The organism is Paenibacillus lupini (assembly GCF_011761355.1).
GTDB classification, from domain to species: domain Bacteria; phylum Bacillota; class Bacilli; order Paenibacillales; family Paenibacillaceae; genus Pristimantibacillus; species Pristimantibacillus lupini.
Window position 1 is genome coordinate 19344 of record NZ_JAASRW010000009.1, and the last position, 26957, is coordinate 46300.

Sequence of the window (26957 nt, forward strand, 5' to 3'; positions counted from 1 at the left end):
GCCGTCCTCTATGAGGGCGGCAAAACCGTTTATACCGATACGTTTCACCGTTAGCGTAATCGTCATCATGGGAATAAAAGTTTGGAGACATAGAGGTGAACAAGTTTGTCTAAGATTATTGCAATAGCCAACCAAAAGGGCGGTGTTGGTAAAACAACAACGTCTGTTAACTTAGGGGCATGTCTTGCAACACTCGGTAAACGAGTACTGTTGGTCGATATAGATCCTCAGGGCAACACGACAAGTGGTATTGGTATTAACAAAGCAGATGTAAACAATTGTATTTACGATATCCTGATTAATGATGTCCATCCAAAGGATGCGATGTTTGAAACGAAGATTGAAGGTCTCAAAATCATCCCGGCTACGATTCAGTTAGCGGGTGCGGAGATTGAGATGGTACCAACGATCTCGCGGGAGCTCCGTTTGAAGAAGGCATTGCACTTGGTGAAGGATCAATTTGATTACGTCCTAATTGATTGTCCGCCATCACTTGGTCTGTTGACGATTAATTCATTGACTGCAGCTGATTCAGTTATCATTCCTATACAATGCGAATATTACGCGCTGGAAGGTTTAAGCCAGCTCTTAAATACAGTTAGACTCGTTCAAAAACATCTTAATACTTCCCTTCAAATTGAAGGTGTTCTATTAACGATGCTTGATGCTCGGACGAATCTTGGTATTCAAGTTATTGAAGAAGTTAAGAAGTATTTCCAACAAAAGGTGTACCAAACGATCATTCCTCGTAATGTTCGTTTGAGTGAGGCTCCATCACATGGTGAGGCTATTATTACGTATGACCCAAGATCTAAAGGTGCTGAAGTATATCTTGAACTTGCTAAGGAAGTGATCATGTATGAGCAAGCGGCTAGGTAGAGGACTTGATGCGCTTATTCCATCGCTTTCGGTAAGCGAAGACGATAAAGTTATTGAGATTCAATTGACGCAATTACGTCCTAACCCGTATCAACCACGTAAGACCTTTGATGATGATTCCATTAGGGAATTAGCAGAATCGATTAAACAACATGGCGTCATTCAGCCGATTATCGTTCGTACCGTATTAAAAGGCTATGAGATTGTTGCAGGAGAAAGACGTTTCCGTGCTTCTCAGCTTTGCGGTAATCCTACGGTTCCAGCAGTTGTTCGATCTTTCTCTGATCAACAGGTTATGGAGATTGCTTTAATTGAGAACCTGCAGCGCGAGGATTTAAATGCAATTGAAACAGCAATGGCCTATCAAGGACTGATGGATAAGTTCAAGCTTACTCAGGAGGAGCTATCCATGAAGGTTGGTAAATCGCGCTCGCATATTGCCAACTTCCTGCGTCTTCTCGCTTTGCCGACAGAGATCAAAGACAATGTTTCACGTGGAACAATATCGATGGGGCATGCAAGAGCATTGGTCGGTATTAAAGATGCAGTTGTCCAAAAGGAAATGGCCGATCGGACCGTAAGTCTGGGATGGAGTGTTCGTGATCTTGAGGAAGCGATTCAGAAGCTTGAAGTAAAAGAGGCTGCAGAAGCGACAAAAGCAAAAGCTAAATCGAAGAAGCGTGACCCTTATATTGAAAGTCTAGAAGAGTCTTTGAGAGATCGCTTCAAAACAACTGTTAAAATTAAACAGCAAAAAGAAAAAGGGAAAATCGAGCTGCAATATTACAACAAACAAGATCTGGAACGGCTTCTCGAGATTCTCCAGAATATGGCTTAATAGATGTATAAATCTAGCATACCAAAGTTGTAATCTTTGAAACGAAAGATTAAACTAAGGTATGCTATTGTTATGTCTTAAGGTGCCTTTATTTTGCAGCTTAGAACGTTTTAATCTGGAACAACCTAAGCAGATCTATAACAGGAGAAACTATCAATTCTTGGATTTGGAAATAGGGAAGTAGAGGAAGGAGGAGAGGGGTAATGGAAGGGATTATTTATTTGGATCACGCGGCGACCTCTTGGCCTAAACCACCAAGCGTACTCGAGGCGATGCAGTATGCGATGCTTCACGAAGCTGCAAATCCAGGGCGTGGCAGCCACCGGATGGCAGTTCAAGCAAGCCGTGTATTGTTTGATACAAGGAAGCAATTGAGTAAATTGTTTCGAATTAAAAATCCGAACGATATAGCATTTACGTCAAATACGACTGCAGCACTGAATATGGCGATAAAAGGCTGGGTCAAAACCGGTGATCATGTTATTGCAACTTCAGTAGAACATAATTCGGTGAGACGGCCACTTGAGTATATGAAGCATGCGCTAGGTATCCATGTAACCTATGTTGAGTCTGATGAAGAAGGGCATGTTGAAGTCGATCGAATTGCAGAAGCCATAACTGCACAAACTTCATTAATTATCGTTACTCACAGCTCAAATCTTCTCGGTACGATCACGCCCGTTGCACAGATTGGTGAACTTGCGAGAAGCAGAGGGATTAAGCTGTTGGTTGATGCTGCTCAGAGCGCTGGTATTTTGGATATTGATGTTGAGGCAATGGGTATCGATATGCTGGCATTCCCAGGGCATAAAGGTCTGCTTGGCCCACAAGGCACAGGAGGCTTGTACATCCATCCTAACTTAGATCTCGTGCCACAGTTGCATGGTGGGACGGGAAGCCAATCTGAGGCTCCTGAGCAGCCTAACGTGCGTCCAGATAGGTATGAGGCGGGAACGCAAAATACACCCGGCCTAGCGGGGCTGAAGGCGGGTGTTCAATATATCCTGCATGAGACGGTACATAACATCCATACTAAGGAATGGGTGTTAACCCAGCGACTCATGGAGGGGCTTTTGCCGATTAATGGAGTTAGAATTCTTGGGCCGAAATTAGGCGAAGAGAGAACTGGAATTGTCGCATTTGTTGTTGAAGGAATCGATCCGTCCGAGATGTCTTTCATTCTCGATCAGCATTATCAAATCGCGGTGCGGGCAGGTTTCCACTGCTCACCTCTGGCCCATGCCTGCGCAGGGACGACAGGAACAGGCGCAGTGCGAGCGAGTGTAGGTTGTTTTACAACAGAGCAAGAAGCGGATGCCCTTGTTACAGCAGTGAAAGAAATACGGAAGCAATACTCTTAGCATAATTTTCTGGGGGCGGAAGTTCGAATGGATGAGTGGACAAATAACCCGATGAATGGGGTTACGGTTGTACTGGCATTGTTGGTCATCGTGTTATTTATTAGAGTTTCAATCGTTAGCAGAAGAATGAAGAAGCTTAGAAAGCAGTATGTGGAAGTGATGGGCAACACAGGAATCACAAATTTAGAGGACGTTATTATCGATCTGAAGCAGTCAATTACAGCACAAGAGCTGCAAAGCGAAAAACTGCAAAAACAGCTGGAACAAGTGAGAAATTTGCAGCAACAGGAAAAGGGACGTGTAGGTGTACTTCGCTACAATGCATTCTCTGATCAGGGTAGTGATCTAAGCTTCTCAATTGCAGTCGTGAATGCATCGCAGGATGGGGTTGTGATCTCGGGCTTGCATAGCAGGGACAACACGTATGTGTATGCCAAGCCAATAAATAAAGGTGAATCGAACTATACGCTTACACCAGAAGAGCGCAAGGCGATTGCCGAAGCAAAATAGTTTAATTAGTGTGGGGATGTTCCAAAGCGGCTGCCTGTTCTCTGGAACGGGAAGAAGCATGAATGCTGTTCATGATGGAGGAGAATAAGCTCGAAGCAATGATATCCGCCATCTTCATAACTAGGTGAAGACGGGTGTTTTGCAGGACGAAATATTCCATAAAGCCTCCGACATTTACGATGCCGGTAATATGAATATCGCCTACAGGCGGAAGCTCTTTGTTCACACCAGCACCAGGCCTTACGGGTCCTGTACCGACTTGAATGGATCCGATGCTTGCCACTTGTCCAAGACAGGCGTCAATACCGATAACAAAAGGTTTGTGATAGGTGCGATTGATCTGATGGAGAATCTCTTCGAGGTTCATGGCATGTACAGGCTCTTCTAGAGTGCCGTATAGGGAGAAGTGAGGGCTTTTGTATTTGGAAAGTGTCGTGCCAATCAGAGGGCCAAGGGAATCACCGGTAGAGCGGTCCGTGCCAACACAGACAATGACAATCGGTCGTCCTGCGGACATTTCATCAAGCATCAGAGAAAGCCGGCCTACGATCTGTCCAACAGCGTTCGCTTCCGTGTGAGGCACCTTCAATGGTACATCCTTCAAAAATGATAGTTTCATAGAATCCCCTCCGTAAATGCCAATATGATACTAGTATATGGATAGGACAACCATTTTATACGTTGCGAAGCCAATAGTTTCGTTGTTTTAGGTGAAGGAGAGGAGAAATACGGTTATGTTAATTGCTTTCGATTCGACGCAGCAGGCGCTTCGTGCAGAAATGCTGCTGGAATATGCAGAGATTGAGATCGATATATGTCCGACGCCAAAAGAAATTACAGCGGGCTGCGCGTTATCGATTCATTTTCCAGAAGAGGATCTGCATACGGTAAAGCATGTAATTGAAACAGAAGACGTAGCGATCCGGGGAGTGTTTAAGCCGGCTGCGGCGGGGTATGAAGAAGTAATACTGTAAGCGAGGTAAGAGACAATGAATATTAAAGCCTACTTTGATGATTTCGCGACATGGATAACAAACGAGACAACTTGGGAAGGTTTTGGACAATCACTCTTCCGCATTGTAGTTATTATCATCATTGGGCAGCTTAGTATATGGCTCGCGAACAAAACGATTGATCGGGTCGTATTAAATCGGTCTGAGAGCCGTCTTGTTATGCAGACAAGAAGAATGACAACAGTCGGCAAGTTGATCAAAAATATTATCTCCTACGCTGGTTATTTCATTATTGGGATGCTAGTACTAGATGAGTTTGGCGTACAGCTTGCACCTCTTCTAGCTGGGGCAGGAGTTATTGGCCTAGCAATTGGCTTTGGTGCACAAAGCTTAGTGAAAGATATTATTACAGGATTCTTTATCATATTTGAGGATCAATTTGCTGTAGGCGATGTGATTCAGACGGGAACTTTCAAAGGGACGGTTGAGGTCATCGGCCTTCGGGCAACGCGGATCCATAGCTGGACAGGAGAGGTGCATATTATTCCGAATGGAATGATCAATGAGGTAACTAACTTCTCCATGCATAACTCCATTGCTTTTATCGATGTGTCTATTGGTTATGAAGAAGATGCGGAACGTGCGATTACAATCATCCGTAAGGAATTAGAACGGTTTGAGGATAGCAACCTGGTCAAGCGTCCAGAGGTGCTTGGTATCCAGACCATGCTTTCCACGGAGGTTAAGGTACGTATTACGGCTGAATGTCTTCCTAATATGAATGGGGTAGTCGCAAGATCACTTAATGCGTACATTAAAAAAGTGCTGGACGATCACGGGATTGACATCCCGTATCCACGAATGGTAACGTATCATCGCAATGAAAGGGGCGGCGATCCGAATGGAGCGTAAACAATTCGAGCTTGGCGATATCGTTCAAATGAAGAAGCAGCATCCCTGCGGCTCCAACGAAATGGAGATTATTCGAATGGGGATGGATATTCGTATCAAATGCGTAGGATGCAAGCATAGTGTTCTAATCCCGAGAGCCAAATTCGAGAAGAACATGAAGAAAGTACTACGATCAACTGCTGATTCAGGGCAGAATGAGCAAGCCTGAAAATATTTTTCATGAAACTGTTGCATTGGGACAAGTCATATGATAATATAGTTTTTGCTTGACACTCGCGGAGAGGTACCCAAGAGGCCCAAGGGGGCTGACTCGAAATCAGCTAGGCGTGTCAAAGCGTGCGTGGGTTCGAATCCCACCTTCTCCGCCATACAACGTAAACAACGCTACGGCGGTTACATAGTAAAGAAGCTCCTACGGTTATACGTAGGGGCTTTTTTTATGTTCTTTTGTATTCAAAGGTATGATAATATGTTAACCACAATAATAAAAATAAGTTAACATATTAGGGTGATAAAAATGACTCGTTATGATGTGACTATTATCGGAGCTGGTGTCAGCGGAATCTTTGCTGCGTATGAGCTTGCCTCCAGCGGACTGCGGGTGCTACTGCTCGATAAAGGCAAGAGACTGGAAGAGCGAAGCGACAGCTATATAGGCTTTGGCGGTTTAGGCTTGTCTGAGGGCAAGTATAACTTCACGAATGACTTTGGTGGAGAGCTGGAGCGGAAAACAGGCTATGATGCTGCTCTGCAGCTTATGGAAGGCGTAGATGCTATATTATGCAGGCACGGAGGAAGTGCGGCAGAGCTTTATCATACTTATGATCCAGAACTTGCAAGTCGAGCGATAGCATCCGGCTTCGGGATTCTGTCTACCAAAACCAGGCACCTGGGGACGAAATTATCAAAACATGTCCTACATGAGATGTATGATTATTTAAAGTCCCGGATCGACATGCGATTCGATGCGGAGCCTTCAAGCATCACACCGAAGGATGGCGGTGGATTCGCTGTTATGTTACCTGATGGAATCATTATTGACTCGGAGCAGGTTATTATCGCAACCGGCAGAAGCGGGAACGACTGGTTGTCCAAACAATGCCAGTTTCTTGGGATTGGACGGGGAGAGGCCAGAGTAGATCTGGGACTTCGAATCGAAATGCGTGGTAATCAGTTGGATAGTCTGTTGAAGAGGTCCTTCGAGACAAAGCTCAGCTTTGAAGGCGAAGATTATACAGCCACTACCTATTGTATGAATCCTCGGGGCAGGGTCGTGCTAAAGCTCCAGGAGGGGCTAGCGATGCCAGATGGACAAAATTATCGGGAGAAGGAAGAGGGTTCTTCCAACCTTAATTTCACTCTGTTTATTCCGAATCGATTTGCGACTTTGGAGGAGGCTGACGTCTATTTCCGCGATACAGTCGGTCGAATTAATCGTGCTCGCAATCGAATTGCCGCTCAAAGGCTAGGCTCTCTACGGGAAGGGATTATGGCGAGTAACGAACCAGGCAGTGGAACGATCAGGCCAACACTGGAGGCGGAATTTGCAGATCTGAGGCAAGAGGTTCCTGGACGTTATATTGCAGTGACGTTAGCATTCCTAGAAGCATTGGAGAAGCTACTCGGGGAGCCAATCGACAAAGATACGATCCTATATGCAATCGATGGAAAGCTGTATTCACCGGCCATTGAGACAAACAACAGGTTCGAGACAATGGTCAGAGGACTATATGTAATAGGGGATTGTTCAGGCACTACCCATTCTTTATCTCAGGCGGCAGCAAGCGGAGTATATGTAGGAAGGCAGCTGGCGAGCAAGGGGTAGCTTTAAATAATAAAAAGAGGGACTCTCGCGAGTCCCTCTTCCGACGGTGTTGTAAGTTTCGATGAATTCACACATCAATACGGGCAGAAAACCAGGTTGTAATCCTCACAGATCGGTACACAATTCCACTAAGGCTTCATCGCTTATCCGATCGTGAATTTACAGTAATGTGTATTTAGCACAACGCCTCGCTTCTTTTGTGAATGAGTAGTTAAATTCACTAGTAGCCCTTGCACCACAAAGGTTCAATGGAACCACACCTCTCTTCACCGTCGATAATTAGAATGTCCGAGGGTTTAAGTTCCTATTCGCGCTTTGATAAAATATTTAGTGAGCCATTCGTTTCCACTTACGTTCATGGTTTGATGTCTCTGGGAATCTTTGTCCACGTTTGAGTTCAACCTTCTTCGGGTTGTTAATGCCCATGTGGTAGGAATTGACGCCCGATTCTATATAGGTGCCGTCGTTTGGCGCGTGATCGCCAGGAGAAAACAATGTCCATTCACCCATATTCGTTCACCTCCTTGTCCGATTCTTATTATGAACCGGAGAGGGCAGGGTCATGAAAGGCAGAAATCGGGAGTGCCGGATGACTTGTCAAGGTATAGGCTATTTGCTATACTGTGTAGATGCGAGTAATAATCTCGCTCCTTGCCCCTTAAAGGGGCCGTTAGTCCAAAAGGAGGTGAAACACAATGCGCAAATATGAAGTGATGTACATCATTCGTCCGGATGTTGAGCAAGAAAACGTTCAAGCCATCGTCGACAAATTCAGTGGCATCATTAACAATGGCGGGGAAGTCACGAAGCAAGATGTGATCGGTAAACGTCGTCTTGCGTATGAGATCAATAAGATTCGTGATGGTTACTACGTTCTGGTTCATTTCAATGCAACGACAGAAGTTGTTAATGAACTTGACCGCATCATGAAAATTACGGATGAAGTTATCCGTAGCTTGATCGTCAGAGACGTTGCTTAATCCACGCTAGATGTTCGATTGGGAGGCAGAGGCGATGTTGAATCGTGTAATACTGATTGGCAGATTAACAAGAGACCCCGAATTGCGTTATACACCAGCAGGTGTAGCAGTTACGCAATTTACGATAGCAGTAGACCGGCCGTTTACGAGCGGTCAGGGCGAGCGCGAAGCGGATTTCATTCCGGTCGTAACTTGGCGGCAGTTGGCTGAGACATGCGCCAATTACTTGCGTAAAGGTCGCTTAACAGCGGTAGAAGGACGCATTCAGGTGCGTAACTACGAGAACAACGAAGGTAAACGCGTCTATGTGACGGAAGTTATTGCCGATAACGTTCGCTTCTTGGAATCTAACCGTGAAGGCGGAGCTCCGCAAGAAAGTGGCAGTTATGCCGGAAGCAACAACAACAGCGGAGGATCTTTAAGCGGCGGCGGCGGTAACGCTCCTTATGGCGGCGGTAACGGCGGCGGCGGCGGAAGCCGGCCTAGTACTCCACGTAACAACAACAACAGCCGTGATCCGTTCTCGGATGACGGTCGACCGATCGATATATCAGAAGATGACTTGCCATTTTAATCGAAAGGATGGGTTCGAATGAGCTTCAAGCAAAGAGAAGGCGGAGACGGAGAGCGTCCAGAACGCAAATTCGGCGGCCGCAAAGGCGGACGCAACAAACGCCGTAAAGTATGTTTCTTCACTGTGAACAAAATTGCTCACATTGACTATAAAGATACTGATCTGCTCAAAAAGTTTATCAGCGAGCGCGGCAAAATCTTGCCACGTCGTGTAACTGGAACTAGCGCGAAATACCAACGTCTGCTGACGGTTGCTATCAAACGTGCACGTACAGTAGCATTGCTGCCGTACACAACTGAGTAGTAAGTAGTAAGAAGCCCATTGAGACTAACGTCCCAATGGGCTTTTTTCGTGTTTTCATAAAAATAGGAATTGATCATTTGTCGCAAGAGGAATACAATAAGATATAGTTCGTGCATACAAGTCGGCGATGATGTTAGAGCTTCATTGTGAATAATTTCACTTTAAATTTACAGTTGTGGAATATCGACTTATGCAAGTAAATCATTTGATCGATTACTGATGGAAAGAGGGATGCATTCGTATGTCTGAAACCGTAACGAAATTACCTGAAGAATCCGGCTCTGTACGTGAACTGGACGTTCTCGAGCAACTGCTGCAACCAGAAATTCAGCAATCGCTGACTCAACTGGTGAACCACCTGCCTAAATTGGCAGAACTGGTGACGCTTATGACTAAAGCTTATGATGTAGCTACTACAGTAGCAAACGACAAAGTTCTGATGAACGATATGGTTCATGGCTTTGGCGAATTCGTTCAACCAATCGTTGATAAAACTAAAGGTATTGCTAACGCAGCAGTTGAAGCTGGCGATCGTGCACAAGCCGATAACTCGACAATTGGTCTCTTTGGCATGCTGAAAATGCTGAAAGATCCACAAGTACAAGCAACACTTCGTTTCGCTCAATCGTTCCTGAACGTATTGGCTGAGCGTAAGAACGTATAATTCGGAATCATACAAGAGCGGAGGGTAAACATGGCTAAGCAAATTTTAATCCTGGGCGGCGGTTACGGCGGTCTGTTGAGCGCTTTGACGGCTCGTAAATATATTTCGGCTGAAGAAGCTGAAATTACTGTAATTAACAAAACGCCTTACCACCAAATTATTACTGAATTGCATCGTCTGGCTGTAAGCGGCGTTAACGAAGGAAACGTAGCACTTCCTTTGGAAAAACTGCTTAAAGGCAAATCGGTTAATCTGGTTATTGATACAGTTGAGAACATCGATCCAGAGAAAAAACAAGTTAAACTGGCTGGCAGCGGCACAGTGAAATATGATCAACTGGTAGTCGCTCTTGGCGGCGAAACAGCATTCTTTGGCATCCCTGGTCTCGAAGAGAACAGCCTTACGCTGAAATCGGTTGAAGAAGCGAAGCAAGTTAGCGCTCATATCCAAAACCGCATTGCAGCTTATGCGCAATCCAAAAATAAAGCAGACGCAACAATCGTTGTTGGCGGCGGCGGCCTGACAGGTATCGAGCTGATCGGCGAGATCGTTGATATGCTTCCAAAATGGTGTGCAGAGCATGGTGTTGACCGCAGTGAAATCTCGCTGTACAACATTGAAGCTGGTCCAACCATTCTGATGGGCTTCCCAGCTGACCTTCTTGAGCGTGCGAAATCCAGCCTGACTGACCGTGGCGTTAACCTGATCATGGGTGTTGCTGTTACTGAAGTTCAAGGCAACACAGTTATGCTGAAAGACGGCAGCTCGATCGAAACGAATACATTCGTTTGGACAGGCGGTGTTACAGGTAACCCTGTAGTAGCAAACTGTGGTATCGAAGTAAACCGTGGCCGCGCATCGGTTACTGAATTCCTGCAATCGACTTCCCACTCGGATGTCTTCCTTGCTGGCGACAACGCGTTTGTAATGGGGCCAGAAGGCCGTCCTTACCCACCAAGTGCACAAATCGCTTGGCAAATGGGCGAGTGCATTGGTTATAACCTGTTCGCATCGGGTAAAGGTATTCCAATGAAATCGTTCGAATTCGTTAACTCCGGCGTTCTTGCGAGTCTTGGCCGCAAAGATGCAATCGGTACAATTGGTGCTAGCCAGCTGAAACTGAAAGGTACAGCAGCTACACTGATGAAAGAGGCAAGTAACGTTCGTTACCTGACTCATGTTAACGGTCTGTTCTCGTTCTTGAAATAATAGTTTTATTCGAAAAGGAACCGTTCGCTGGTTCCCTCGTAATAATAGTTAAATAAGTTTTATCTTGGAGGAGCCTGCCACAGCGGGCTTCTTCTGTCTATTTTCGGGAGCCTGCATAGTTGCAGGCTCCTTTTGTTATGCTTTAAATACAGGAAGGAAGGGGCGTCATGTAACAATGGTATTCATTTTGTATTTGGCCATTATATTGATCGCTACCAAGGTTGCAGGAGCCTTGTCGGTACGATTGGGGCAGCCAGCTGTACTCGGTAAGCTGCTCGCAGGCATTATTATTGGCCCAGCTGTATTGGGCTGGGTACAGCCGGATGATTTTATCGGACATTTCTCGGAAATCGGTGTGTTGCTGCTTATGTTTATAGCGGGGCTGGAGACGGATCTGGAGCAGTTAAAAAGTAATTGGAAGGCTTCGTTCGCTGTTGCTGTTGGCGGCATCATACTGCCTTTTGTAGGCGGTTATGCGATTGCTGCAGCGTTTGGGCTGTCGAATAATGAAGCGTTATTCCTTGGGCTGCTGCTATGCGCGACTTCAGTCAGTATCTCGGTCCAAACCTTGAAGGAAATGAATAAGCTGCAGACGCGTGAGGGGACGACTATTCTAGGTGCTGCAGTTGTAGATGATGTCATCGTAGTCGTCTTGCTGGCCGTTATGATGAGCGTTCTTGTCCCTGCTCAAGATGTATCGATTGGGCTGCTTATCGGTAAGAAGCTGTTGTTCTTTATCATAGTTGTTGCAGCGGGATGGCTATTAGTGCCGCGGTTTCTGAAATGGTTTGCGCCGCTACGTGTGACAGAGGCGGTCATGAGCGGAGGACTAATCATCTGCTTTGCCTTTTCCTACTTTGCAGAGGAGATGGGCATTGCGGGCATTATCGGTGCCTTTGCAGCAGGTATTGCGGTATCGCAGACCTCGTATAAGCATGAAGTGGAATCGAAGATCGAGCCAATTGCCTATACGTTATTTGTTCCCGTATTTTTCGTCAGCATTGGTCTTCATATTACCTTTGATGGAGTAGGTGAGCAGCTTCTCTTCATTGTGCTAGTAACTCTTGTAGCTTCAATCACCAAGCTGTTAGGTGGTGGGTTAGGGGCGCGTATGACGGGCTTCGACCGACGTGGTTCCATCGCGATTGGGGCAGGTATGGTGTCACGTGGAGAAGTGGCACTCATTATTGCCGCAGCAGGGCTGGAGTCAGGCTTATTGCTGCAGAAGTATTTTACATCGGTTGTACTGGTCGTGATTCTGACGACACTAATAACTCCGCCGCTGCTCAAGCTTACTTTTAAGGAGCGAGAGCAGGCATAACAAAAGGCAGCCTCTCGGCTGCCTTTTGTGTGTTATATAATTACGCCGTTTCAACTTCGGCTTCATGATTGCTGTCATTATCTGCTTCAACTTCAATAATCAGTTCAACCTTCTTAATGCGGTGCTTGCCAATCTCACGAATAATGAATCGCAAATTCTCATACTGCAGTTCTTTACCAGGTTTCGGATCCTGGAATTCGGTAAACAGCCAGCCGCCAACGGTGTCGACGTCATCTTGTTCGAGGTTAACCCCAGTAAGTTCGGTAATATGATCAAGCGATACTTTTCCGTCCAGCAGGTAGCAGTTATCGGCCAGCTTCTCGATTTCTTTCCGTTCGTCCTCATCGAATTCGTCGCGAATCTCGCCAACGATCTCTTCCAAAATATCTTCGATCGTGATCATACCGGAAGTACCGCCGTACTCATCCATCAAGATGGCGATGTGAACACGTTCCTGCTGCATGCGTTTAAGCAATGTCTTAACCGGCAGAACCTCAGATACGGTAAGGACTGGGTGAACGAGCTTCTGGAAGTTAAACTCTTTGTTCTCCTGAAACTCAAGGAACAGCTGCTTTGTGTTAATCATGCCGACGATATTGTCTTTGCTGCCGGTTGCAACAGGGAAGCGGGTATACTGTTCTTTGCGGATAATATCCATATTGTCAATTAATGAGTTGTTCGTATATAAGCAAATCATATCGGTACGAGGAACCATGATTTCTTTCGCAAGCATCTCGTCGAAGGCGAAGATCCGGCTCACATAACCATATTCGGTGTTATTAATTTTACCGCTTTGGTAACTGTCGTTAAGAATAATCTGAATTTCTTCTTCACTATGCGCTTCTTCATGATCTTTCACTGCTTTGAGTCCGAACATACGGATCAGGGAAGTAGCAGAGCCGTTCAGCACCCAGATGAAAGGGTACATGATCTTGTGGAAGTAGATAATCGGTTTGGCAACGGCAAAGCTGATAAATTCAGCCTTCTGAATTGCCCATGTCTTCGGGGCAAGTTCACCCATGACAACATGCAGGAATGTAACGGCAACAAATGCTATAACAAAGGAAATAATATGGTTCAAATCGCTGTTTACGCCCAAATTCTCGAATAACGGATGAATAATTCGTTCAACGGTAGGCTCGCCTAGCCAACCAAGTCCGAGGGCGGTAATCGTAATACCAAGTTGACAAGCGGACAAATACGCGTCAAGGTTGCTTGTCACCCGTTGTACGGAAAGTGCGTTTTTCTTTCCTTCGAGCACAAGCTGATCGACGCGGCTGGCACGAAGGCGGATTATCGCGAACTCCGTTGCAACGAAGAAGGCGGTTAATACAATTAATACAGCAATCATAAACAAATTAAATCCTATACTACTGTCCATTTCGGTTCTTCACAATCCTTTATAAAATATTATAAGTTCCTATGATCTACTATAACGAACTTCAGCTAACAGTTGCAAACTTGCTATTTTACGTTACGGGGGCGATACCCCCCATTATTCCGAAAAATACGGTGCTATCATGACATTATTGGCAAATACCTCGTCTTTACAAGGCTCTCTACAGGGGCGTATGATAAGTTCAGTTGAGCTTGTAATTAGGCTACATGGTTATATGAGGAGGTAAGCGGCATGGAAGCTTTTACGCTTACTCGCAAAGAGATGGCGGATCTGCTGCTCGCGCTGCATGGCCAAAACTGCTGTGAACCGCTTCAAGTTCTGCAGCAGGCCTGGAAGAAGTCGCATCTTGATGCGTATGAAACTGGGTCGTCCTTGCCGGCATTCCTGTCGACGAAACTTCCACCAGTATTGGTGAAGCTAATTAAAGGGCGAGAGGTCAAAGGATTCTCTTTGCAGGAAATATCCGCGCTTGGCGGATTAATAGAATTTTCACAAATGTCGATTACATCGATGCAAAATTGGGTAAAAAGAGATTTCAAGCCTTATTTCGACTGCCCGAAAGTCGGCAAAAAATATTCGCTTAATCAAACGGCACTGCTGTTTATTATCGATGACCTGAAGTCGAGTCTTGATTTCGGCTCTATTCGCAAGCTGTTTGATCGGCTGTTCAATAAACCGGAGGATGAGACCGATGACCTGATTGGTCCGCTGGAGCTGTACAACTCCTACACCTCCATGTTTGAAGAGCTGGCGGCAAGCGGCTACCGGCTGCTAGACATGGCTCGTCCAGATTCAGCAAGGCGAGACAAAGAGGCTGTTATGGAGCAATTGCTTCACGAAGCCTCTGAACCATTCCTGAAGGTACTGCCTCATCTAAGTGATGAGCAGACCGAGGTTCTTCGTCATATCCTATTCATTGCAGCTATATCGATTCGTACATCCTACTTTCATTCGCTCGCCAAACGGTATTGTCATGCGACCTTGTTCCTGAACCCGTAAACGTTCACTACACATAGGAAGTATAAAAAGGCAGCAACCGATGTGGTAAACTGCCCAGACGCTTTAGAACCTGGTTGATTGCTGTTCTGCCCAGTCGCCAATATAAGGCAGCTTGAAGCGCTTGCCCTGCAGGGCGAGAAGCATCAGGGCTATCCATAGAATAAAACCTACGGGGGTCACAATAAGACCAAGAAGCCAGCCAATGATGGGAATGAAGCCCAGAATGAGATTAAGTACGATAAAAACGACGGATATTGCGATGGACTGCAGCGCGTGGAATTTTACAAAACGGCTCTGTTTTTCCACGACTAAGAATATAATACCGGTAATAAAGCCAAGAAAATAAGCAAGCAGTGCTGCCACTTTTGGGTCTATTCCTGTTGAGGAATGATCAGGTTCGAAGGAAGCGCTGGACATGAACGAATCTCATCCTTTCTATATCAACTCTCGTGAAGATTGTATTCATGTCCGAAAAGTTATATGTCAAACGTATTTTTAATCAAAAAAACAAGGAACCTGCAGCTTAGTTATTGAATCTACAGTAGTGGAGCAACAGCTCACGGTACCAACCAAAAGAAAGATTGGAGTTGAATGACGGATGAATATTGCGTTTTTTCTGCTGCCTAAGCAGGAGGTTGTAACGGTAACGCAAGATGCAACGCTCAGGCAAACCCTAGAGAAAATGGAGCATCACCGCTACTCTGCGGTCCCGATTATTAATGAAGAAGGCGGCTATGCCGGCACGGTAACTGAAGGTGATTTGCTCTGGTACATGAAGAATACACCAGGTGTGACATTCGAGAATGCCCATAAAATATCTCTAATAGATGTACCGCTGCGGATGAAGAACCGTTCGGTTCGGATCGATGCCGATATGAAGGATCTAATTGCACTGTCGAAAGTACAGAACTTTGTCCCTGTCGTAGATGACCGGGGACATTTCATAGGGATCGTCCGCAGAAGTGAAATTATTGATTATTGCCAGACTTTTATTCCGGGATCACCATCGCTTGCGGTTGAAGCGTAAACTTTGCACCAACTAAGAATAGGACAAATCAGCTCCTCCTGGTTCTTTTCGGTAGATGGCTATATTTTCAGATGGTTTAGGTGAAAATATTTCCGTATACAGGGTGAACATCAGGAGGCGCTTCATGAATAGGAATGAGCACCAAAAAGACGGAAACCGTAAACGGTACCGTCTTTTTGTTTTATTGATTATCGCTGTGATTGCCTGCTGCCCTGGATGGTACCATAGCGGCGGGACGAGCCTGGAAGGCTCACAAGTAGTCAGTCAAGTGGTACTGGAGAAGGTCTACGATACGGTCATCACCGGAGGCAGGGTCATAAATCCGGAAACGAAGCTGGACAAGAAGGGTTGGAATGTTGGGATTAGCAATGGTCAAATTGCTATTGTTACACCAAAGCCCCTGAAGGGTAAACGAGTTATAGATGCTTTTGGGCTTGTTGTAGCCCCTGGATTTATCGATAATCTTTCCTACGATCCGAATCCGCTTGGCGTTTGGAACAAGATCGCAGATGGAGTAACAACGAATATTGCCATGCATGGGGGTACCTCAACACCGGAGGAGTGGTACGGGTATTATGAAAAGAAGCAGTTACCCGTTCACTTCGGGGCCTCGTTCTTTTACACGCAGGCTCGCTATCGTTATGAACTCGACCGCTATGACAGTGCGCATCCTGATCAGATCACCCAGCTTGTTGAACAGGCTGAGAAGGCACTAAATAACGGGGCATTAGGCATTTCGTTCAGCCTCGAATATGTGCCGGGGATTACAGCCGCCGAGATTCTCCCGCTTATGAAGCTGGCATATGACTATAATGTACCTGTCTACTTCCATGCCCGTTACTCCGATATGGAGGAGCCCGGTACGAATCTAGATGCGCTTAAGGAATTGATCGGTTACGCGAAGAAAACAGGAGCAGCCGTTCACATCGATCATATTAACAGTACGGGCGGTACTTTCTCGATGAAGCAGTCACTAGCGCTGCTGGATGCTGCGCGCAAACAGGGACTAGACATAACGTCCTGCGTCTATCCTTACGATTACTGGGGAACATTCCTGAACTCGACCAGGTTTGATGAAGGCTGGCAATCGAGGTTCCGAATCACGTTTAAGGATCTGCAAATTGCGGGTACGGACCATCGTCTGACCGAAGAGACGTTCGGGCGTTACCGTGCTGAGGGGAAGCTAGCCGTTGCTTATGCGATACCGGAGCAGGATGTGATAGATGCCTTGAAGGCACCATATGTCATGATCGGCAGTGACGCAATTCTGGAACCGGGCAATAACAATCATCCGCGTGCTTCCGGCACCTATGCAAGGACAATAGGGCTGTACGCAAGAGAGAAGCGGGTCGTTACTTTAATGGAGGCTCTTAAGAAGATGAGCTTGATGCCTGCGCAGCGGCTGGAGAAGCAGGCCCCTGCTTTACGTAAGAAGGGCCGTATAGCCAAAGGAATGGATGCTGATATCGTCATCTTTGATTATAAGACGATTACAGACCGGTCTACCGTTGAGCATCCAGAACAGTTGTCAGGCGGCATTCGTTATGTATTAGTCGGCGGACAAGTTGCCATGGATAAGGGGAAGCTGAATAAATCGGTTCATATCGGTCAACCGATCCGAAGCGAATTTGTACGGGTCAATGGAGGGGCGGATAAACGGAGCTGGGGAGTCCGGCAATATGCCATTGTTGATTACAAAGGAACGCCATACGTCGATGTCCGTTCCTTGGAGCAGCAAGGCTTCAAGCTGGTCTGGAATAAAGTCACGCATGTCGTTACGGCAACGAGCAGCAGCCAACCACCGCCATCGACCAGCGGTGCGGAGATAGCCCCTGCCGAAGGACAACTTATGCTGGAGCGAGGTTATCAGCTTGAGGCTGCTGGCAAGAAGACGGCTCTTATCTCTATTGGCAGCCGGATGTTTGTACCCTTATCGATCCTGGAAGGCTTGAAGTAAGTGCGATGGGTACCGGACTAAAGGATGTTCGTGTTCTGTTTTGCTTTTATGATATAATGGGATGTGGAATGTTTGTAAATTGATTATGTATGCAAGAGGTGAACGGCTTGAAAGGTAAGCCCGGTATGAAAGCAGTTCTATGGAGCGGCGCGTCTCTGCTTCTTATTTTGTCATTGGCAGTACCTGGATTTAACATACTTACGATGATGCTGCTGATGGTGCCTTATGTTGTGTTGTACACGACGTTGTCGACGCGGTCCTTTTTACTGCATCTTGTGCCGGTATGGATTATAGCGGCTGTTATTCTCGGCCCGTCTGTTCTAATTATCGCGTTATTTTTCTTAATTCCCGCAATGATGATGGGACAGATGTATCGGAAACGGGCGTCAGCACCGCGTATATTAAGGCGTACAACATTGACGATTCTATTCTGTCTGCTGGCAGAGCTCCTTATTTTCGAAGGGGTATTGAATCAATCTTTTATTGATCAAATTGGTGAATTTGTCCGTACATTAGTGAATGACCTGAGCTCGGAAGGTGTGCTCCCGAAAGAATGGGACAGCGATTATACGGAATCCCTCATTCGAATGATGATTCATTCGATCCCGCAGGCGATCATTCTGATCTCCTTCGTGTATGCCGTCATTTCGCAATATTTTGCCCGTAAAGTTCTTGCGGCTTCTAATGAAGATATTCCGAAGATGCCACAAGCAAAAGACTGGATGCTTCCAAGAATCATGGTCTTCTATTATTTGATCGTGTACATTCTGAATATGTTCGTATCCAGCGACAGTAGTTCCTTCTACTCCGTAGCGCTAATGAATTTGGTGCCGCTTATGCGGTATGCGTTCACGATTCAAGCGATCGGATTTTTCTTCTACATTGCGCATCAGCGTAAATGGAACAAGGCGGTTCCGGTTATTATCGCTATTCCGCTTCTATTGTTCCCGCCGCTCAGCTTGATTGGCGTACTCGATGCTGCGTTTCCGATCCGTAAGTCGTTTTCGAAATCATCATAAGCTATAGGGGCGAATAGGAAATGCCGAAGTTTCTTGTCACGCGATGGCATGGCATGCATCAGGTCTGGTCTATCGCATTAATGGTTCTCATGACCGTTGTACTCACCTGGTATTGGTGGGTGCTTGGGCTAATCGCGCTTCTTCTAACGATTGCTGCGGCCATTTATACGGTGCTCGCGGAGCGGGCCTTCCGCAAAGATTTGAAGTCGTATCTCGGGACGTTATCCTACCGGGTTAAAAAGGTCGGAAATGACGTCATCGGTGAGCTTCCGTTTGGCGTTATTTTGTATAATGAAGATCGAGCAGTGGAATGGCATAATCCCTTTATCTCGCAAATCATGGGTCAGGAATCCGTGATCGGGATGCCGCTGACAGAGCTGTTCCCAGCCCTTCAACAGGTGAAAGACAAGGAAGGGACCGTTGAAGCTGCGGTAGGCGGACATGTCTATCAGCTGATCTTCAAGCAAAAGGAACGGATTCTGTACGTTCAGGACATTACGCTGCTGTGGCAGCTAAACAAACGTTACGATGAGGAAAAGCTTGCGATGGGCGTAGTGATGATCGACAGCCTTGAGGAAGTAACGCAAGGGATGGATGATCATCAGCGAAGCTCGCTTCAGTCGAAGGTGACGACCGAAATTACCGAATGGGCGCAGCGTTATCAGCTGTATCTGAAGCGGGTCACCTCGGACAGGTTCCTGCTCATTACAGATCAGAAGACACTGAGGCAGCTGGAGCAATCCCGATTTGTTATTCTGGATGAAGTGCGGGAGATGACAGGTGACCAGAAGATCCCGATTACGCTCAGTATCGGCTTCGCCGCTGGAGCAGAAAGCATCGTAGAGCTTGGCCAATGGGCACAGTCCAGTCTCGATATCGCACTTGGACGCGGCGGCGATCAGGCTTCTGTGAAGGTAGGCGGCAGACAGTCATTCTACGGCGGCAAGACGAATGCGGTAGAGAAACGTACCCGCGTGCGTGCACGTGTGGTGGCACATGCGCTTCGCGATTTGATTCGCGAGAGCGGCAACGTGGTTATTATGGGCCATAAGATGCCGGACATGGATGCGATTGGTGCTGCGATTGGTGTGATGAAGGCGGCACAGATGTTTGGCAAAGAAGCTTTTATCGTATTGGAAGGCATTAATCCTGCGATTCAGAAAATGATGGAGATGCTGCGTGAGGATGAGAAGTTTGCGAAAAGGTTCATTACACCAGAGCAAGCGCTTGGTATAACGGACGGCCGCACACTTGCGGTTGTTGTCGATACGCATAAAGCATCGATGGTGAAAGAGCCTCGAATCCTTGCACAGACAAATAAAATTGTGGTGATTGACCATCACCGCCGCGGCGAGGAATTTATCTCGAACGCGATCCTGGTCTATATGGAACCATATGCTTCATCAACCTGTGAGCTCGTGACCGAGCTGCTCCAGTATATTCACGACCGTGTGCTGCTCGATGTACGTGAAGCAACAGCACTGCTTGCCGGGATCACGGTGGATACGAAGAACTTCTCGCTGAGGACTGGCGCCCGTACTTTTGACGCGGCTTCGTTCCTGCGGCGCAACGGCGCTGATTCAATGATGATTCAACGGATGCTGAAGGAAGATCTTGAAGAGTATGTACGCAAGGCGGAAATTATCAAGCATGCGGAAGTGTTATATGAACATGTGGCGATTGCGGTCGCGGAGCCGGGCCGGAAGGTGGCACAGCTTCTCATCGCGCAATCGGCTGATACGCTGCTTAATATGACGGATATATATGCTTCGTTCGTCATTGGGGAAAGGCCTGATGGGTTAATCGGCATCAGTGCCCGCTCACTTGGGCATATGAATGTACAGGTTGTGATGGAACGAATGGGCGGCGGCGGTCACTTGACGAACGCGGCAGCCCAGCTGGAGGGCACCGTTCAAGAAGTAGCGGTGAAGCTGAAGGACGTATTAGCACAAATTGAAGCGGAAGAGGGGTTATTTGAATGAAGGTAATTTTCTTGAAAGATGTTAAGGGCCAAGGTAAAAAGGGCGATGTGAAGGAACTGTCTGAAGGTTATGTACGTAATTTTTTACTGCCGCAAGGACTTGCCAAGCTGGCATCCGACGGCAACTTGAAGACACTCGAAGTTCAGAACGCTTCGGAAGTGAAACGTAAAGAGAAGGAAAAAGCGGATGCAGTTGAGCTCGGCAAGCGTCTGGAAGAACTGAAAATCGTGATTAAAGCCAAAGCAGGTGAAGGCGGCCGGTTGTTCGGAGCTATCACTAGTAAGCAAATTGCGGAAGCACTGGCTGCACAAGCAGGCGTGAAAATCGACAAGCGGAAGATCGAGCTTGAAGATGCTATTCGTACCCTCGGCGTAACACTGGTGCCGGCAAAGCTGCATGTTGATGTGAAAGCGAAGCTGAACGTTCATGTTACGGAAGAGTAATCATTAGATCTAACAAGTAACGTAATCATAAAACGAAGCAATGGCGATGTGTTCAGCATCGCTATTGTTGTATAAAGAGATACTGCCGACAGTTACCATAGCTTTCAGTGGCTCGCAACTGCTACACTGATCGTTGTAGCTTAATGGATTCGGATGAGTATGAAGCAAGAATTGCTTACGAAGCAAGAATTGCTTACGAAGTAAGAATCATCACAAATGGTTAAAAGGTGACCACTTGGGTGATTATTCTTTTCAGGGAAATGCTTACGAAGCAAGAATTGCTTCGCAATTCTTTTAAGGAGGAACAAATAAGCATGAGCATGAATAGTACAGAGCTGATGTTTGATCGGGTGCCGCCGCAGAACCTGGAGGCGGAGCAAGCCGTTATCGGCGCGATCCTGCTTCAGTCGGAGGCGCTGATCACCGCGATGGAGCGGCTGCGCAGCGAAGACTTTTATAGCGTTCCTCATCAACATATTTATGAAGCAATGGTTGATCTCGGTGAAAGCGGGCAGCCAGTCGATCTGATCACGTTAACCGCCCATTTGCAGGACAAGCAGCTGATTGAGGAAATCGGCGGTGTGTCGTACCTGGCTAGAATGGCAAGTGCGGTGCCAACGGCGGCGAACGTCGATTACTACGCACAGATCGTGGAAGAGAAATCGATGCTGCGCCGGCTTATCCGGACGGCAACGAATATCGTGTCCGACGGCTATGCTAACGAGGATGAAGTCGGCATTCTTCTAAGTGATGCCGAGAGAAAAATCCTTGAAATCTCGAACCGACGCTCAAGCAGCGGCTTTATCTCGATTCGTGATGTGCTAATGGAGGTATTCGAGAAGGTCGAGACGCTCTATAATCAGAAGGGAGCCGGGACGACCGGCATTCCATCAGGGTTCGTCGATCTGGACAAAATGACAGCAGGCTTCCAACGCAGCGACTTGATTATTATAGCGGCACGTCCTTCCGTAGGTAAGACGGCTTTTGCGCTTAACATTGCTCAGAATGTCGGCGTTCGTGCCCGCGAGACTGTCGCGATCTTTTCACTTGAGATGTCCGCGGCTCAGCTGGTACAACGTATGGTGTGTGCAGAGTCGAATGTAGACGCAACACGAATGCGGACCGGTCAGCTTGAGGGCGATGACTGGGAGAAGCTGACGATGGCGATTGGCGCGTTGTCAGAAGCCCAAATCTATATCGATGATACACCCGGTATTACGGTTGCCGATATCCGTGCAAAGTGCCGTCGTTTAAAGAAAGAAAAAAATCTTGGCATGATTCTGATCGATTACTTGCAGCTCATTCAAGGCCGCGGCAAAGCGGGCGAGAACCGTCAGCAGGAAGTATCAGAAATTTCTCGTACACTGAAACAAATTGCCCGTGAGCTTGAAGTGCCGGTTATCGCCCTGTCGCAGCTCAGCCGGGGTGTCGAGCAGCGCCAGGACAAGCGACCGATGATGTCTGACCTTCGGGAATCGGGTTCGATCGAGCAGGATGCCGATATCGTTGGATTCTTGTATCGTGATGATTACTACGATAAGGAATCCGAGAAGAAGAACATTATCGAGATCATTCTTGCCAAACAGCGTAATGGTCCTGTAGGTACAGTAGAACTTGTATTCTTGAAAAACTTTAATAAATTCGTAAGCTTAGACCGCACGCATGAAGACCCATCGCAGGCATCATAACTTATGTATCATATCCGAACAATTGTATGGGTGACTGTGCAATTGTTCGTTTTTTGTTTGACTTCTCTATACGGGACTGCTACACTGTTATTGCTGTCTTTTGCGTTGAATTCGATTGTTTCTGAGTAAGAAACAAGGATTTGGCGAATGATAAGACGGTAATTTTCGGTGTGCAAAATCACCGGACGGGGGTATGATTATGTCTACGGTTGTTGTTGTCGGTACGCAGTGGGGAGACGAAGGGAAAGGCAAAATTACCGATTACTTGGCGGATGGGGCCGACGTCGTCGCTCGTTACCAAGGTGGTAACAATGCCGGACACACTATTCTCATTGACAACAAAAAGTACAAATTGACGATGATTCCATCGGGTATTTTTAATCAAAATAAAACTTGCGTCATCGGTAACGGGATGGTTATTAACCCGCAAGCGCTGATCGACGAAATTAACTATATTCATGACAATGGCTTCTCGAGCGAAAACCTGAAAATCAGTGACCGCGCCCATGTCATTATGCCTTACCATCTCGTGCTGGACGGCCTTGAAGAAGACCGTAAAGGCGATAACAAAATTGGTACAACACGTAAAGGTATCGGCCCATGCTACATGGACAAAGCCGCTCGTAACGGGATTCGTATCGCGGACCTTCTGGATGCAGAAGAGTTCGAAGAAAAGACTCGCCGTCAGGTAACAGAGAAAAATCAAGTGATCCAGCAAGTATACGGTGGAGAGCCGCTTGATGCTGATGCGATTATTGCCGAATACTTAGGCTATGCGGAGACGCTTCGTCCTTACGTAACGGACACTTCCGTTATCCTGAACGATGCAATCGATGCAAACAAAAAGGTTCTTTTCGAAGGCGCACAAGGCGTTATGCTTGATATCGACCAAGGTACTTATCCATTCGTTACTTCCTCTAACCCTTCGGCTGGCGGCGTATGTATCGGTTCTGGCGTAGGTCCATCCAAGATCCAACAGGTTATTGGGGTAGCGAAAGCTTACACAACTCGTGTAGGCGACGGTCCATTCCCTACAGAGCAAATCAATGAAATCGGCGATTTGATCCGTGATAAAGGCCATGAGTACGGTACAGTAACTGGCCGTCCGCGTCGTGTTGGCTGGTTCGACAGTGTTGTTGTCCGCCATGCTCGCCGTGTCAGCGGTATTACAGGTCTTTCCCTTAACTCCCTTGACGTATTGAGCGGTATTGATACAGTGAAAATCTGTACAGCTTACAAATATCGCGGCGAAGTCATTGAGCATTACCCAGCAAGCCTGAAAATGCTGGCGGAATGCGAAGCGGTATATGAAGAAATGCCAGGCTGGAGCGAGGATATTACAGGAGCGAAGAAGCTGGAAGATTTGCCGGTTAACACGCTGAACTACCTTAACCGCGTATCCGAGCTGACAGGTATTCCAATTGCAATCTTCTCGGTAGGACGTAACCGTGAGCAAACAAATCCGGTTCGTGCAATCTACGAATAGAATATATGGATGAAGAGGATAGCCCAAGGCAAATTGCCGGCGGCTATCCTCTTTTGTTTTCATTCTAAGAATGGTTCACCTTTTTTCATAGGAATGCTATCCCTATTCTTTGACCATAATGGTAGATAGAAGAAGGAAAGGGATGAGCACAATGTGGTTAAAAGCGGCCGTATGGATCGCAAAAATCGTAGCGGCGGGACTCATCGTCAGCTTTCTCTCCATATGGACAACCGGTTATATCGTTAGTAGTTATGTAGAGACGCTGCTGAAGCAGTATAATTTGCCGCTGGAAGTACAGCCAATGGCCATGTCCGGTGTATGGGGCAAGCTGTGGGGCGCTGAGCCGGTCCAGAATGACGATACCGAGAAGACGGGGACGGATGAAGCCGGGGATGATGATAAGGTTGCGGTGGACGCCTTTGGCGACCAGCCCTCTAACCCGCCGCTAACGGATATTGGTATTGGCGGTGGTACGAAGGCGGAAGGCAGCCCAAGCGGACAGCCGGATGATTCGGGCACGAGTACGGGGACAACAGAAGGTACAACCGAAGGTGACACAGGCAGTGCACAGACAGATGATGATGAAGCACCTTCCATTGATGGATCGGAAACCGCCATTACGACTGAAGATATGAATGCCGTAAAGGGCCAAATGAGTGATGCGGATAAAGACCAATTGTTCGGATTATTAATGAGCGAGCTGCCGCAGCAGGCTTTGCAGACGATATCTGGTTACATGGAAAATGGGCTGACCGATGAGGAGCTTACACAGGTCGAACAGCTGATGGCGCAGTACCTCGACCGTGATCAATATGAACAAATGATGGGAATTCTGAAAAAATATTAATTTTGACTCTTGACAAGAATGGTTGCCGCGTTTATTAAGCATATGTTAAAGTAAGGCGAGTGATCCGACAGGACATTCGTCTTTTTTCATGTCGGAACCCGCAATTTCATGCAGGAAAAGTGCGAAAAGGAGACTATCATGACCGTTTTCAGCCCCAAGGATCGAATTCGGAAGACTTTGAACCTAGCAGTTCAGTTCTTTCGGCCTACCGATCTGCAAGACTCGAAAGGCAAGAAGCAGCCTCCATCCCCAGGCGATAAGTCCCATACTCCGGTGTGGAAGAGAAAGCCTGTCATGCTAACAGCAGGGGTGCTGGTAATCCTCGCAGCAGCCGGTATCGGTGGTACCGGATACGTACAAGCGAATACAGTCGATTATTACAACGTATATAAAGATGGCAAAGTGGTTGGCTCGGTCAACGATCCGGCGGAAGTCGATCAGTTGATCAAGGAGCAGACCGAAGAAGTGAAGCAGGCCAATCCGAAGCTTAACATAGTTTTGGATGCAGGTGAGATTACTTACAGCGGTGAAAGCGGCTTTAAAGCGGAGCCGGAGACAGAAGAGACTTTAGCAGCTCTGAAGGGCTTGCTGACGTCGCATGCAGAAGGCGTGGAGCTTGTTATTGACGGCAAGGTTATTGGTATCGTGAAGGACCAAGAAACAGCCGATACGATTCTGACAAGAGTGCAGAGCAAATATGCTCCACAGTTAGCGGCCAACAAGAAGTCAGCGGAAGTATCCACCTTGTCCTATTCGAAAACTTCCACTTCCAAGTCAACGGCAGAGAAGAAGACGGATAGCGGCAACAAGATCACGGGTGTGAAATTCGTTGAGGAAGTTAAGACGGAAGAAGTTGCAACGGATCCTAGCAAGATTATGGATGCGAATGAATTGTACCTGAAGCTGGTGAAAGGCGATTACAAGCCAACCAAATATACCGTTCAAAAAGGCGACTGCGTCGGCTGTATTGCCGATAAGTTCAAAATTTCCGAGCAGGTTATTTATGATAACAACGGCTGGATTGAGCAGGACATGATCAAAGAGGGCGATGTTCTTGATCTGACCGTGCTTCAGCCGGAGCTGACGGTGAAGACAGAAGAGCGTTCAACAGAGACGATCTCCTATGATGCGCCGGTAGAAATTCGCAAGAGCGATTCGATGAAGCTTGGAGAATCGAAGGTGCTGACTGAAGGCAAGAGCGGGAAGAAGACTCTTACATACCGGGTTGTGAAGCAGAACGGTAAGGTGATGACAGAAGAGCTCGTAGACAGTCAAGTTGTTGTGAAGCCGGTAGCAGAGGTTGTTCTGAGAGGAACAAAGGTTATTCTCGGCGAAGGCACAGGTCATTTTGCATCACCGGTATCCGGTTGGTCGCTTTCAAGTAAGTTTGGCCAGCGTTGGGGCCGGATGCATAAAGGCATCGATATGACGGGCGGCAAGACGATTATGGCACCAGATAATGGAGTTGTAGAATTCGTTGGTCAGAAAACCGGTTACGGCAATTGTATTATTGTAAATCATAAGAATGGTTACAAAACGTTATATGGACATCTGAAGTCCATTAGCGTGAAGAAAGGCCAGATTGTCGAAAAAGGTGACCAGCTCGGTATTATGGGCAGCACTGGTGAATCGACTGGCGTACATTTACATTTTGAAATTACGAAAAACGGTGTTTTGCAAAATCCGTTAAAGTACTTATAATATATATTTTTTTCAAGGAGGCTGTCCGTTAGAGGACAGCCTCTTTTTTTGTATAACTGGACTTCTCCAATTATGAGTAT

At 46.9% G+C, this 26957-nt stretch carries 28 protein-coding genes and 1 tRNA gene; 25 read left to right on the forward strand and 4 right to left on the reverse strand.

Annotated features, from left to right (window positions below; all coding sequences use genetic code 11):
- Nucleotides 1-105: 105 nt before the first annotated feature.
- The 4 genes from FHS17_RS25155 to FHS17_RS25170 all read left to right on the forward strand — a co-directional run bounded on the left by FHS17_RS25155 (nt 106) and on the right by FHS17_RS25170 (nt 3588).
- Entirely contained in the window at nt 106-879 is a 774-nt protein-coding gene (locus FHS17_RS25155; RefSeq protein ID WP_167281227.1) for a ParA family protein, read from the forward strand.
- Entirely contained in the window at nt 860-1717 is an 858-nt protein-coding gene (locus FHS17_RS25160) for a ParB/RepB/Spo0J family partition protein (RefSeq protein WP_167281228.1), read from the forward strand. The genes FHS17_RS25155 and FHS17_RS25160 overlap by 20 nt, the downstream gene beginning before the upstream one ends.
- Before the next feature lie 203 nt (nt 1718-1920).
- Nucleotides 1921-3078, forward strand: coding sequence for an aminotransferase class V-fold PLP-dependent enzyme (locus tag FHS17_RS25165; protein ID WP_167281229.1), 1158 nt, complete (start codon nt 1921-1923; stop codon nt 3076-3078).
- Nucleotides 3079-3105: 27 nt separating this feature from the next.
- Nucleotides 3106-3588, forward strand: coding sequence for a DUF4446 family protein (locus FHS17_RS25170; protein WP_167281230.1), 483 nt, complete (start codon nt 3106-3108; stop codon nt 3586-3588).
- A 1-nt stretch (nt 3589) separates the two neighbouring features.
- Here the strand turns inward: FHS17_RS25170 and yyaC are convergent, their stop codons facing one another.
- Nucleotides 3590-4207, reverse strand: coding sequence for a spore protease YyaC (yyaC, locus tag FHS17_RS25175; protein WP_167281231.1), 618 nt, complete (start codon nt 4205-4207; stop codon nt 3590-3592).
- Between the two features lie 115 nt (nt 4208-4322).
- Between yyaC and FHS17_RS25180 the strand changes: the two genes are divergently transcribed.
- From FHS17_RS25180 to FHS17_RS25200, 5 genes are all read left to right on the forward strand, one after another.
- Nucleotides 4323-4562, forward strand: coding sequence for a putative Se/S carrier protein (locus FHS17_RS25180; RefSeq protein ID WP_167281232.1), 240 nt, complete (start codon nt 4323-4325; stop codon nt 4560-4562).
- A gap of 15 nt (nt 4563-4577) precedes the next feature.
- Nucleotides 4578-5453 carry a mechanosensitive ion channel family protein gene (locus tag FHS17_RS25185; RefSeq protein ID WP_208420566.1) on the forward strand — a complete coding sequence of 292 codons (876 nt, stop codon included), beginning with the start codon at nt 4578-4580 and terminating at the stop codon, nt 5451-5453.
- Nucleotides 5443-5661: a DUF951 domain-containing protein gene (locus tag FHS17_RS25190; protein ID WP_167281233.1), complete on the forward strand. Its 219-nt coding sequence runs from the start codon at nt 5443-5445 to the stop codon at nt 5659-5661. Before FHS17_RS25185 ends, FHS17_RS25190 begins: the two co-directional genes overlap by 11 nt.
- Before the next feature lie 69 nt (nt 5662-5730).
- Nucleotides 5731-5821, forward strand: a tRNA-Ser gene (locus FHS17_RS25195).
- Nucleotides 5822-5970: 149 nt separating this feature from the next.
- Nucleotides 5971-7278, forward strand: a complete 1308-nt coding sequence (locus FHS17_RS25200) for an NAD(P)/FAD-dependent oxidoreductase (RefSeq protein ID WP_167281234.1) — start codon at nt 5971-5973, stop codon at nt 7276-7278.
- A gap of 327 nt (nt 7279-7605) precedes the next feature.
- Here FHS17_RS25200 and FHS17_RS25205 read toward each other — a convergent pair whose 3' ends face one another.
- A complete protein-coding gene (locus FHS17_RS25205) occupies nt 7606-7788 on the reverse strand; it encodes a YjzC family protein (RefSeq protein WP_167281235.1) in 183 nt (60 codons plus the stop codon).
- 185 nt (nt 7789-7973) lie between these two features.
- Here FHS17_RS25205 and rpsF point away from each other — a divergent pair, with 185 nt between their 5' ends.
- From rpsF to FHS17_RS25235, 6 genes are all read left to right on the forward strand, one after another.
- A complete protein-coding gene (rpsF, locus tag FHS17_RS25210; RefSeq protein ID WP_015847812.1) occupies nt 7974-8258 on the forward strand; it encodes a 30S ribosomal protein S6 in 285 nt (94 codons plus the stop codon).
- Nucleotides 8259-8292: 34 nt separating this feature from the next.
- Nucleotides 8293-8832: a single-stranded DNA-binding protein gene (gene ssb, locus FHS17_RS25215; RefSeq protein WP_167281236.1), complete on the forward strand. Its 540-nt coding sequence runs from the start codon at nt 8293-8295 to the stop codon at nt 8830-8832.
- An 18-nt stretch (nt 8833-8850) separates the two neighbouring features.
- Nucleotides 8851-9135, forward strand: a complete 285-nt coding sequence (gene rpsR, locus FHS17_RS25220; protein WP_167281237.1) for a 30S ribosomal protein S18 — start codon at nt 8851-8853, stop codon at nt 9133-9135.
- Nucleotides 9136-9376: 241 nt separating this feature from the next.
- A complete protein-coding gene (locus FHS17_RS25225; RefSeq protein ID WP_167281238.1) occupies nt 9377-9799 on the forward strand; it encodes a DUF1641 domain-containing protein in 423 nt (140 codons plus the stop codon).
- A gap of 30 nt (nt 9800-9829) precedes the next feature.
- The gene (locus tag FHS17_RS25230; RefSeq protein ID WP_167281239.1) at nt 9830-11008 is read left to right on the forward strand and encodes an NAD(P)/FAD-dependent oxidoreductase; all 1179 of its coding nucleotides are present in this window, start codon (nt 9830-9832) and stop codon (nt 11006-11008) included.
- 175 nt (nt 11009-11183) lie between these two features.
- Nucleotides 11184-12329, forward strand: coding sequence for a cation:proton antiporter (locus tag FHS17_RS25235; protein ID WP_167281240.1), 1146 nt, complete (start codon nt 11184-11186; stop codon nt 12327-12329).
- 40 nt (nt 12330-12369) lie between these two features.
- On the opposite strand, the gene FHS17_RS25240 is transcribed toward FHS17_RS25235, so the two are convergent.
- On the reverse strand, nt 12370-13710 hold the full coding sequence (locus tag FHS17_RS25240) for a hemolysin family protein (RefSeq protein ID WP_167281241.1): 1341 nt from the start codon (nt 13708-13710) through the stop codon (nt 12370-12372).
- Nucleotides 13711-13959: 249 nt separating this feature from the next.
- Here FHS17_RS25240 and FHS17_RS25245 point away from each other — a divergent pair, with 249 nt between their 5' ends.
- Nucleotides 13960-14727, forward strand: a complete 768-nt coding sequence (locus FHS17_RS25245; RefSeq protein ID WP_167281242.1) for a DUF1836 domain-containing protein — start codon at nt 13960-13962, stop codon at nt 14725-14727.
- A 63-nt stretch (nt 14728-14790) separates the two neighbouring features.
- On the opposite strand, the gene FHS17_RS25250 is transcribed toward FHS17_RS25245, so the two are convergent.
- On the reverse strand, nt 14791-15144 hold the full coding sequence (locus FHS17_RS25250) for a DUF4870 domain-containing protein (RefSeq protein WP_167281243.1): 354 nt from the start codon (nt 15142-15144) through the stop codon (nt 14791-14793).
- 181 nt (nt 15145-15325) lie between these two features.
- Between FHS17_RS25250 and FHS17_RS25255 the strand changes: the two genes are divergently transcribed.
- From FHS17_RS25255 to FHS17_RS25295, 9 genes are all read left to right on the forward strand, one after another.
- On the forward strand, nt 15326-15754 hold the full coding sequence (locus FHS17_RS25255) for a CBS domain-containing protein (protein ID WP_167281244.1): 429 nt from the start codon (nt 15326-15328) through the stop codon (nt 15752-15754).
- 124 nt (nt 15755-15878) lie between these two features.
- Nucleotides 15879-17711 (forward strand): amidohydrolase family protein, encoded by a 1833-nt coding sequence (locus FHS17_RS25260; protein ID WP_243865538.1) that lies wholly within the window; start codon nt 15879-15881, stop codon nt 17709-17711.
- A gap of 98 nt (nt 17712-17809) precedes the next feature.
- Nucleotides 17810-18730, forward strand: a complete 921-nt coding sequence (locus FHS17_RS25265; protein ID WP_341805922.1) for a DUF2232 domain-containing protein — start codon at nt 17810-17812, stop codon at nt 18728-18730.
- A 20-nt stretch (nt 18731-18750) separates the two neighbouring features.
- The gene (locus FHS17_RS25270; protein ID WP_167281247.1) at nt 18751-20712 is read left to right on the forward strand and encodes a DHH family phosphoesterase; all 1962 of its coding nucleotides are present in this window, start codon (nt 18751-18753) and stop codon (nt 20710-20712) included.
- Nucleotides 20709-21155, forward strand: coding sequence for a 50S ribosomal protein L9 (rplI, locus tag FHS17_RS25275; RefSeq protein ID WP_167281248.1), 447 nt, complete (start codon nt 20709-20711; stop codon nt 21153-21155). Before FHS17_RS25270 ends, rplI begins: the two co-directional genes overlap by 4 nt.
- 314 nt (nt 21156-21469) lie before the next feature.
- Complete coding sequence (gene dnaB, locus FHS17_RS25280) at nt 21470-22843, forward strand: replicative DNA helicase (RefSeq protein ID WP_167281249.1); 1374 nt, start codon at nt 21470-21472, stop codon at nt 22841-22843.
- A gap of 199 nt (nt 22844-23042) precedes the next feature.
- Nucleotides 23043-24329: an adenylosuccinate synthase gene (locus FHS17_RS25285; protein ID WP_167281250.1), complete on the forward strand. Its 1287-nt coding sequence runs from the start codon at nt 23043-23045 to the stop codon at nt 24327-24329.
- 142 nt (nt 24330-24471) lie between these two features.
- Complete coding sequence (locus FHS17_RS25290; RefSeq protein WP_167281251.1) at nt 24472-25176, forward strand: hypothetical protein; 705 nt, start codon at nt 24472-24474, stop codon at nt 25174-25176.
- A gap of 138 nt (nt 25177-25314) precedes the next feature.
- Entirely contained in the window at nt 25315-26877 is a 1563-nt protein-coding gene (locus tag FHS17_RS25295; protein ID WP_167281253.1) for a M23 family metallopeptidase, read from the forward strand.
- Nucleotides 26878-26957: the final 80 nt, after the last annotated feature.

Excerpts from the sequence above, each read along its gene's own strand:
- FHS17_RS25160 (WP_167281228.1), top strand. The coding sequence starts at position 860 with ATGAGCAAGCGGCTAGGTAGAGGACTTGATGCGCTTATTCCATCGCTT.
- FHS17_RS25165 (WP_167281229.1), top strand. The coding sequence starts at position 1,921 with ATGGAAGGGATTATTTATTTGGATCACGCGGCGACCTCTTGGCCTAAA.
- FHS17_RS25170 (WP_167281230.1), top strand. The coding sequence starts at position 3,106 with ATGGATGAGTGGACAAATAACCCGATGAATGGGGTTACGGTTGTACTG.
- yyaC (WP_167281231.1), bottom strand. The coding sequence starts at position 4,207 with ATGAAACTATCATTTTTGAAGGATGTACCATTGAAGGTGCCTCACACG.
- FHS17_RS25180 (WP_167281232.1), top strand. The coding sequence starts at position 4,323 with ATGTTAATTGCTTTCGATTCGACGCAGCAGGCGCTTCGTGCAGAAATG.
- FHS17_RS25185 (WP_208420566.1), top strand. The coding sequence starts at position 4,578 with ATGAATATTAAAGCCTACTTTGATGATTTCGCGACATGGATAACAAAC.
- FHS17_RS25190 (WP_167281233.1), top strand. The coding sequence starts at position 5,443 with ATGGAGCGTAAACAATTCGAGCTTGGCGATATCGTTCAAATGAAGAAG.
- FHS17_RS25200 (WP_167281234.1), top strand. The coding sequence starts at position 5,971 with ATGACTCGTTATGATGTGACTATTATCGGAGCTGGTGTCAGCGGAATC.
- FHS17_RS25205 (WP_167281235.1), bottom strand. The coding sequence starts at position 7,788 with ATGGGTGAATGGACATTGTTTTCTCCTGGCGATCACGCGCCAAACGAC.
- rpsF (WP_015847812.1), top strand. The coding sequence starts at position 7,974 with ATGCGCAAATATGAAGTGATGTACATCATTCGTCCGGATGTTGAGCAA.
- ssb (WP_167281236.1), top strand. The coding sequence starts at position 8,293 with ATGTTGAATCGTGTAATACTGATTGGCAGATTAACAAGAGACCCCGAA.
- rpsR (WP_167281237.1), top strand. The coding sequence starts at position 8,851 with ATGAGCTTCAAGCAAAGAGAAGGCGGAGACGGAGAGCGTCCAGAACGC.
- FHS17_RS25225 (WP_167281238.1), top strand. The coding sequence starts at position 9,377 with ATGTCTGAAACCGTAACGAAATTACCTGAAGAATCCGGCTCTGTACGT.
- FHS17_RS25230 (WP_167281239.1), top strand. The coding sequence starts at position 9,830 with ATGGCTAAGCAAATTTTAATCCTGGGCGGCGGTTACGGCGGTCTGTTG.
- FHS17_RS25235 (WP_167281240.1), top strand. The coding sequence starts at position 11,184 with ATGGTATTCATTTTGTATTTGGCCATTATATTGATCGCTACCAAGGTT.
- FHS17_RS25240 (WP_167281241.1), bottom strand. The coding sequence starts at position 13,710 with ATGGACAGTAGTATAGGATTTAATTTGTTTATGATTGCTGTATTAATT.
- FHS17_RS25245 (WP_167281242.1), top strand. The coding sequence starts at position 13,960 with ATGGAAGCTTTTACGCTTACTCGCAAAGAGATGGCGGATCTGCTGCTC.
- FHS17_RS25250 (WP_167281243.1), bottom strand. The coding sequence starts at position 15,144 with ATGTCCAGCGCTTCCTTCGAACCTGATCATTCCTCAACAGGAATAGAC.
- FHS17_RS25255 (WP_167281244.1), top strand. The coding sequence starts at position 15,326 with ATGAATATTGCGTTTTTTCTGCTGCCTAAGCAGGAGGTTGTAACGGTA.
- FHS17_RS25260 (WP_243865538.1), top strand. The coding sequence starts at position 15,879 with ATGAATAGGAATGAGCACCAAAAAGACGGAAACCGTAAACGGTACCGT.
- FHS17_RS25270 (WP_167281247.1), top strand. The coding sequence starts at position 18,751 with ATGCCGAAGTTTCTTGTCACGCGATGGCATGGCATGCATCAGGTCTGG.
- rplI (WP_167281248.1), top strand. The coding sequence starts at position 20,709 with ATGAAGGTAATTTTCTTGAAAGATGTTAAGGGCCAAGGTAAAAAGGGC.
- dnaB (WP_167281249.1), top strand. The coding sequence starts at position 21,470 with ATGAGCATGAATAGTACAGAGCTGATGTTTGATCGGGTGCCGCCGCAG.
- FHS17_RS25285 (WP_167281250.1), top strand. The coding sequence starts at position 23,043 with ATGTCTACGGTTGTTGTTGTCGGTACGCAGTGGGGAGACGAAGGGAAA.
- FHS17_RS25290 (WP_167281251.1), top strand. The coding sequence starts at position 24,472 with ATGAGCACAATGTGGTTAAAAGCGGCCGTATGGATCGCAAAAATCGTA.
- FHS17_RS25295 (WP_167281253.1), top strand. The coding sequence starts at position 25,315 with ATGACCGTTTTCAGCCCCAAGGATCGAATTCGGAAGACTTTGAACCTA.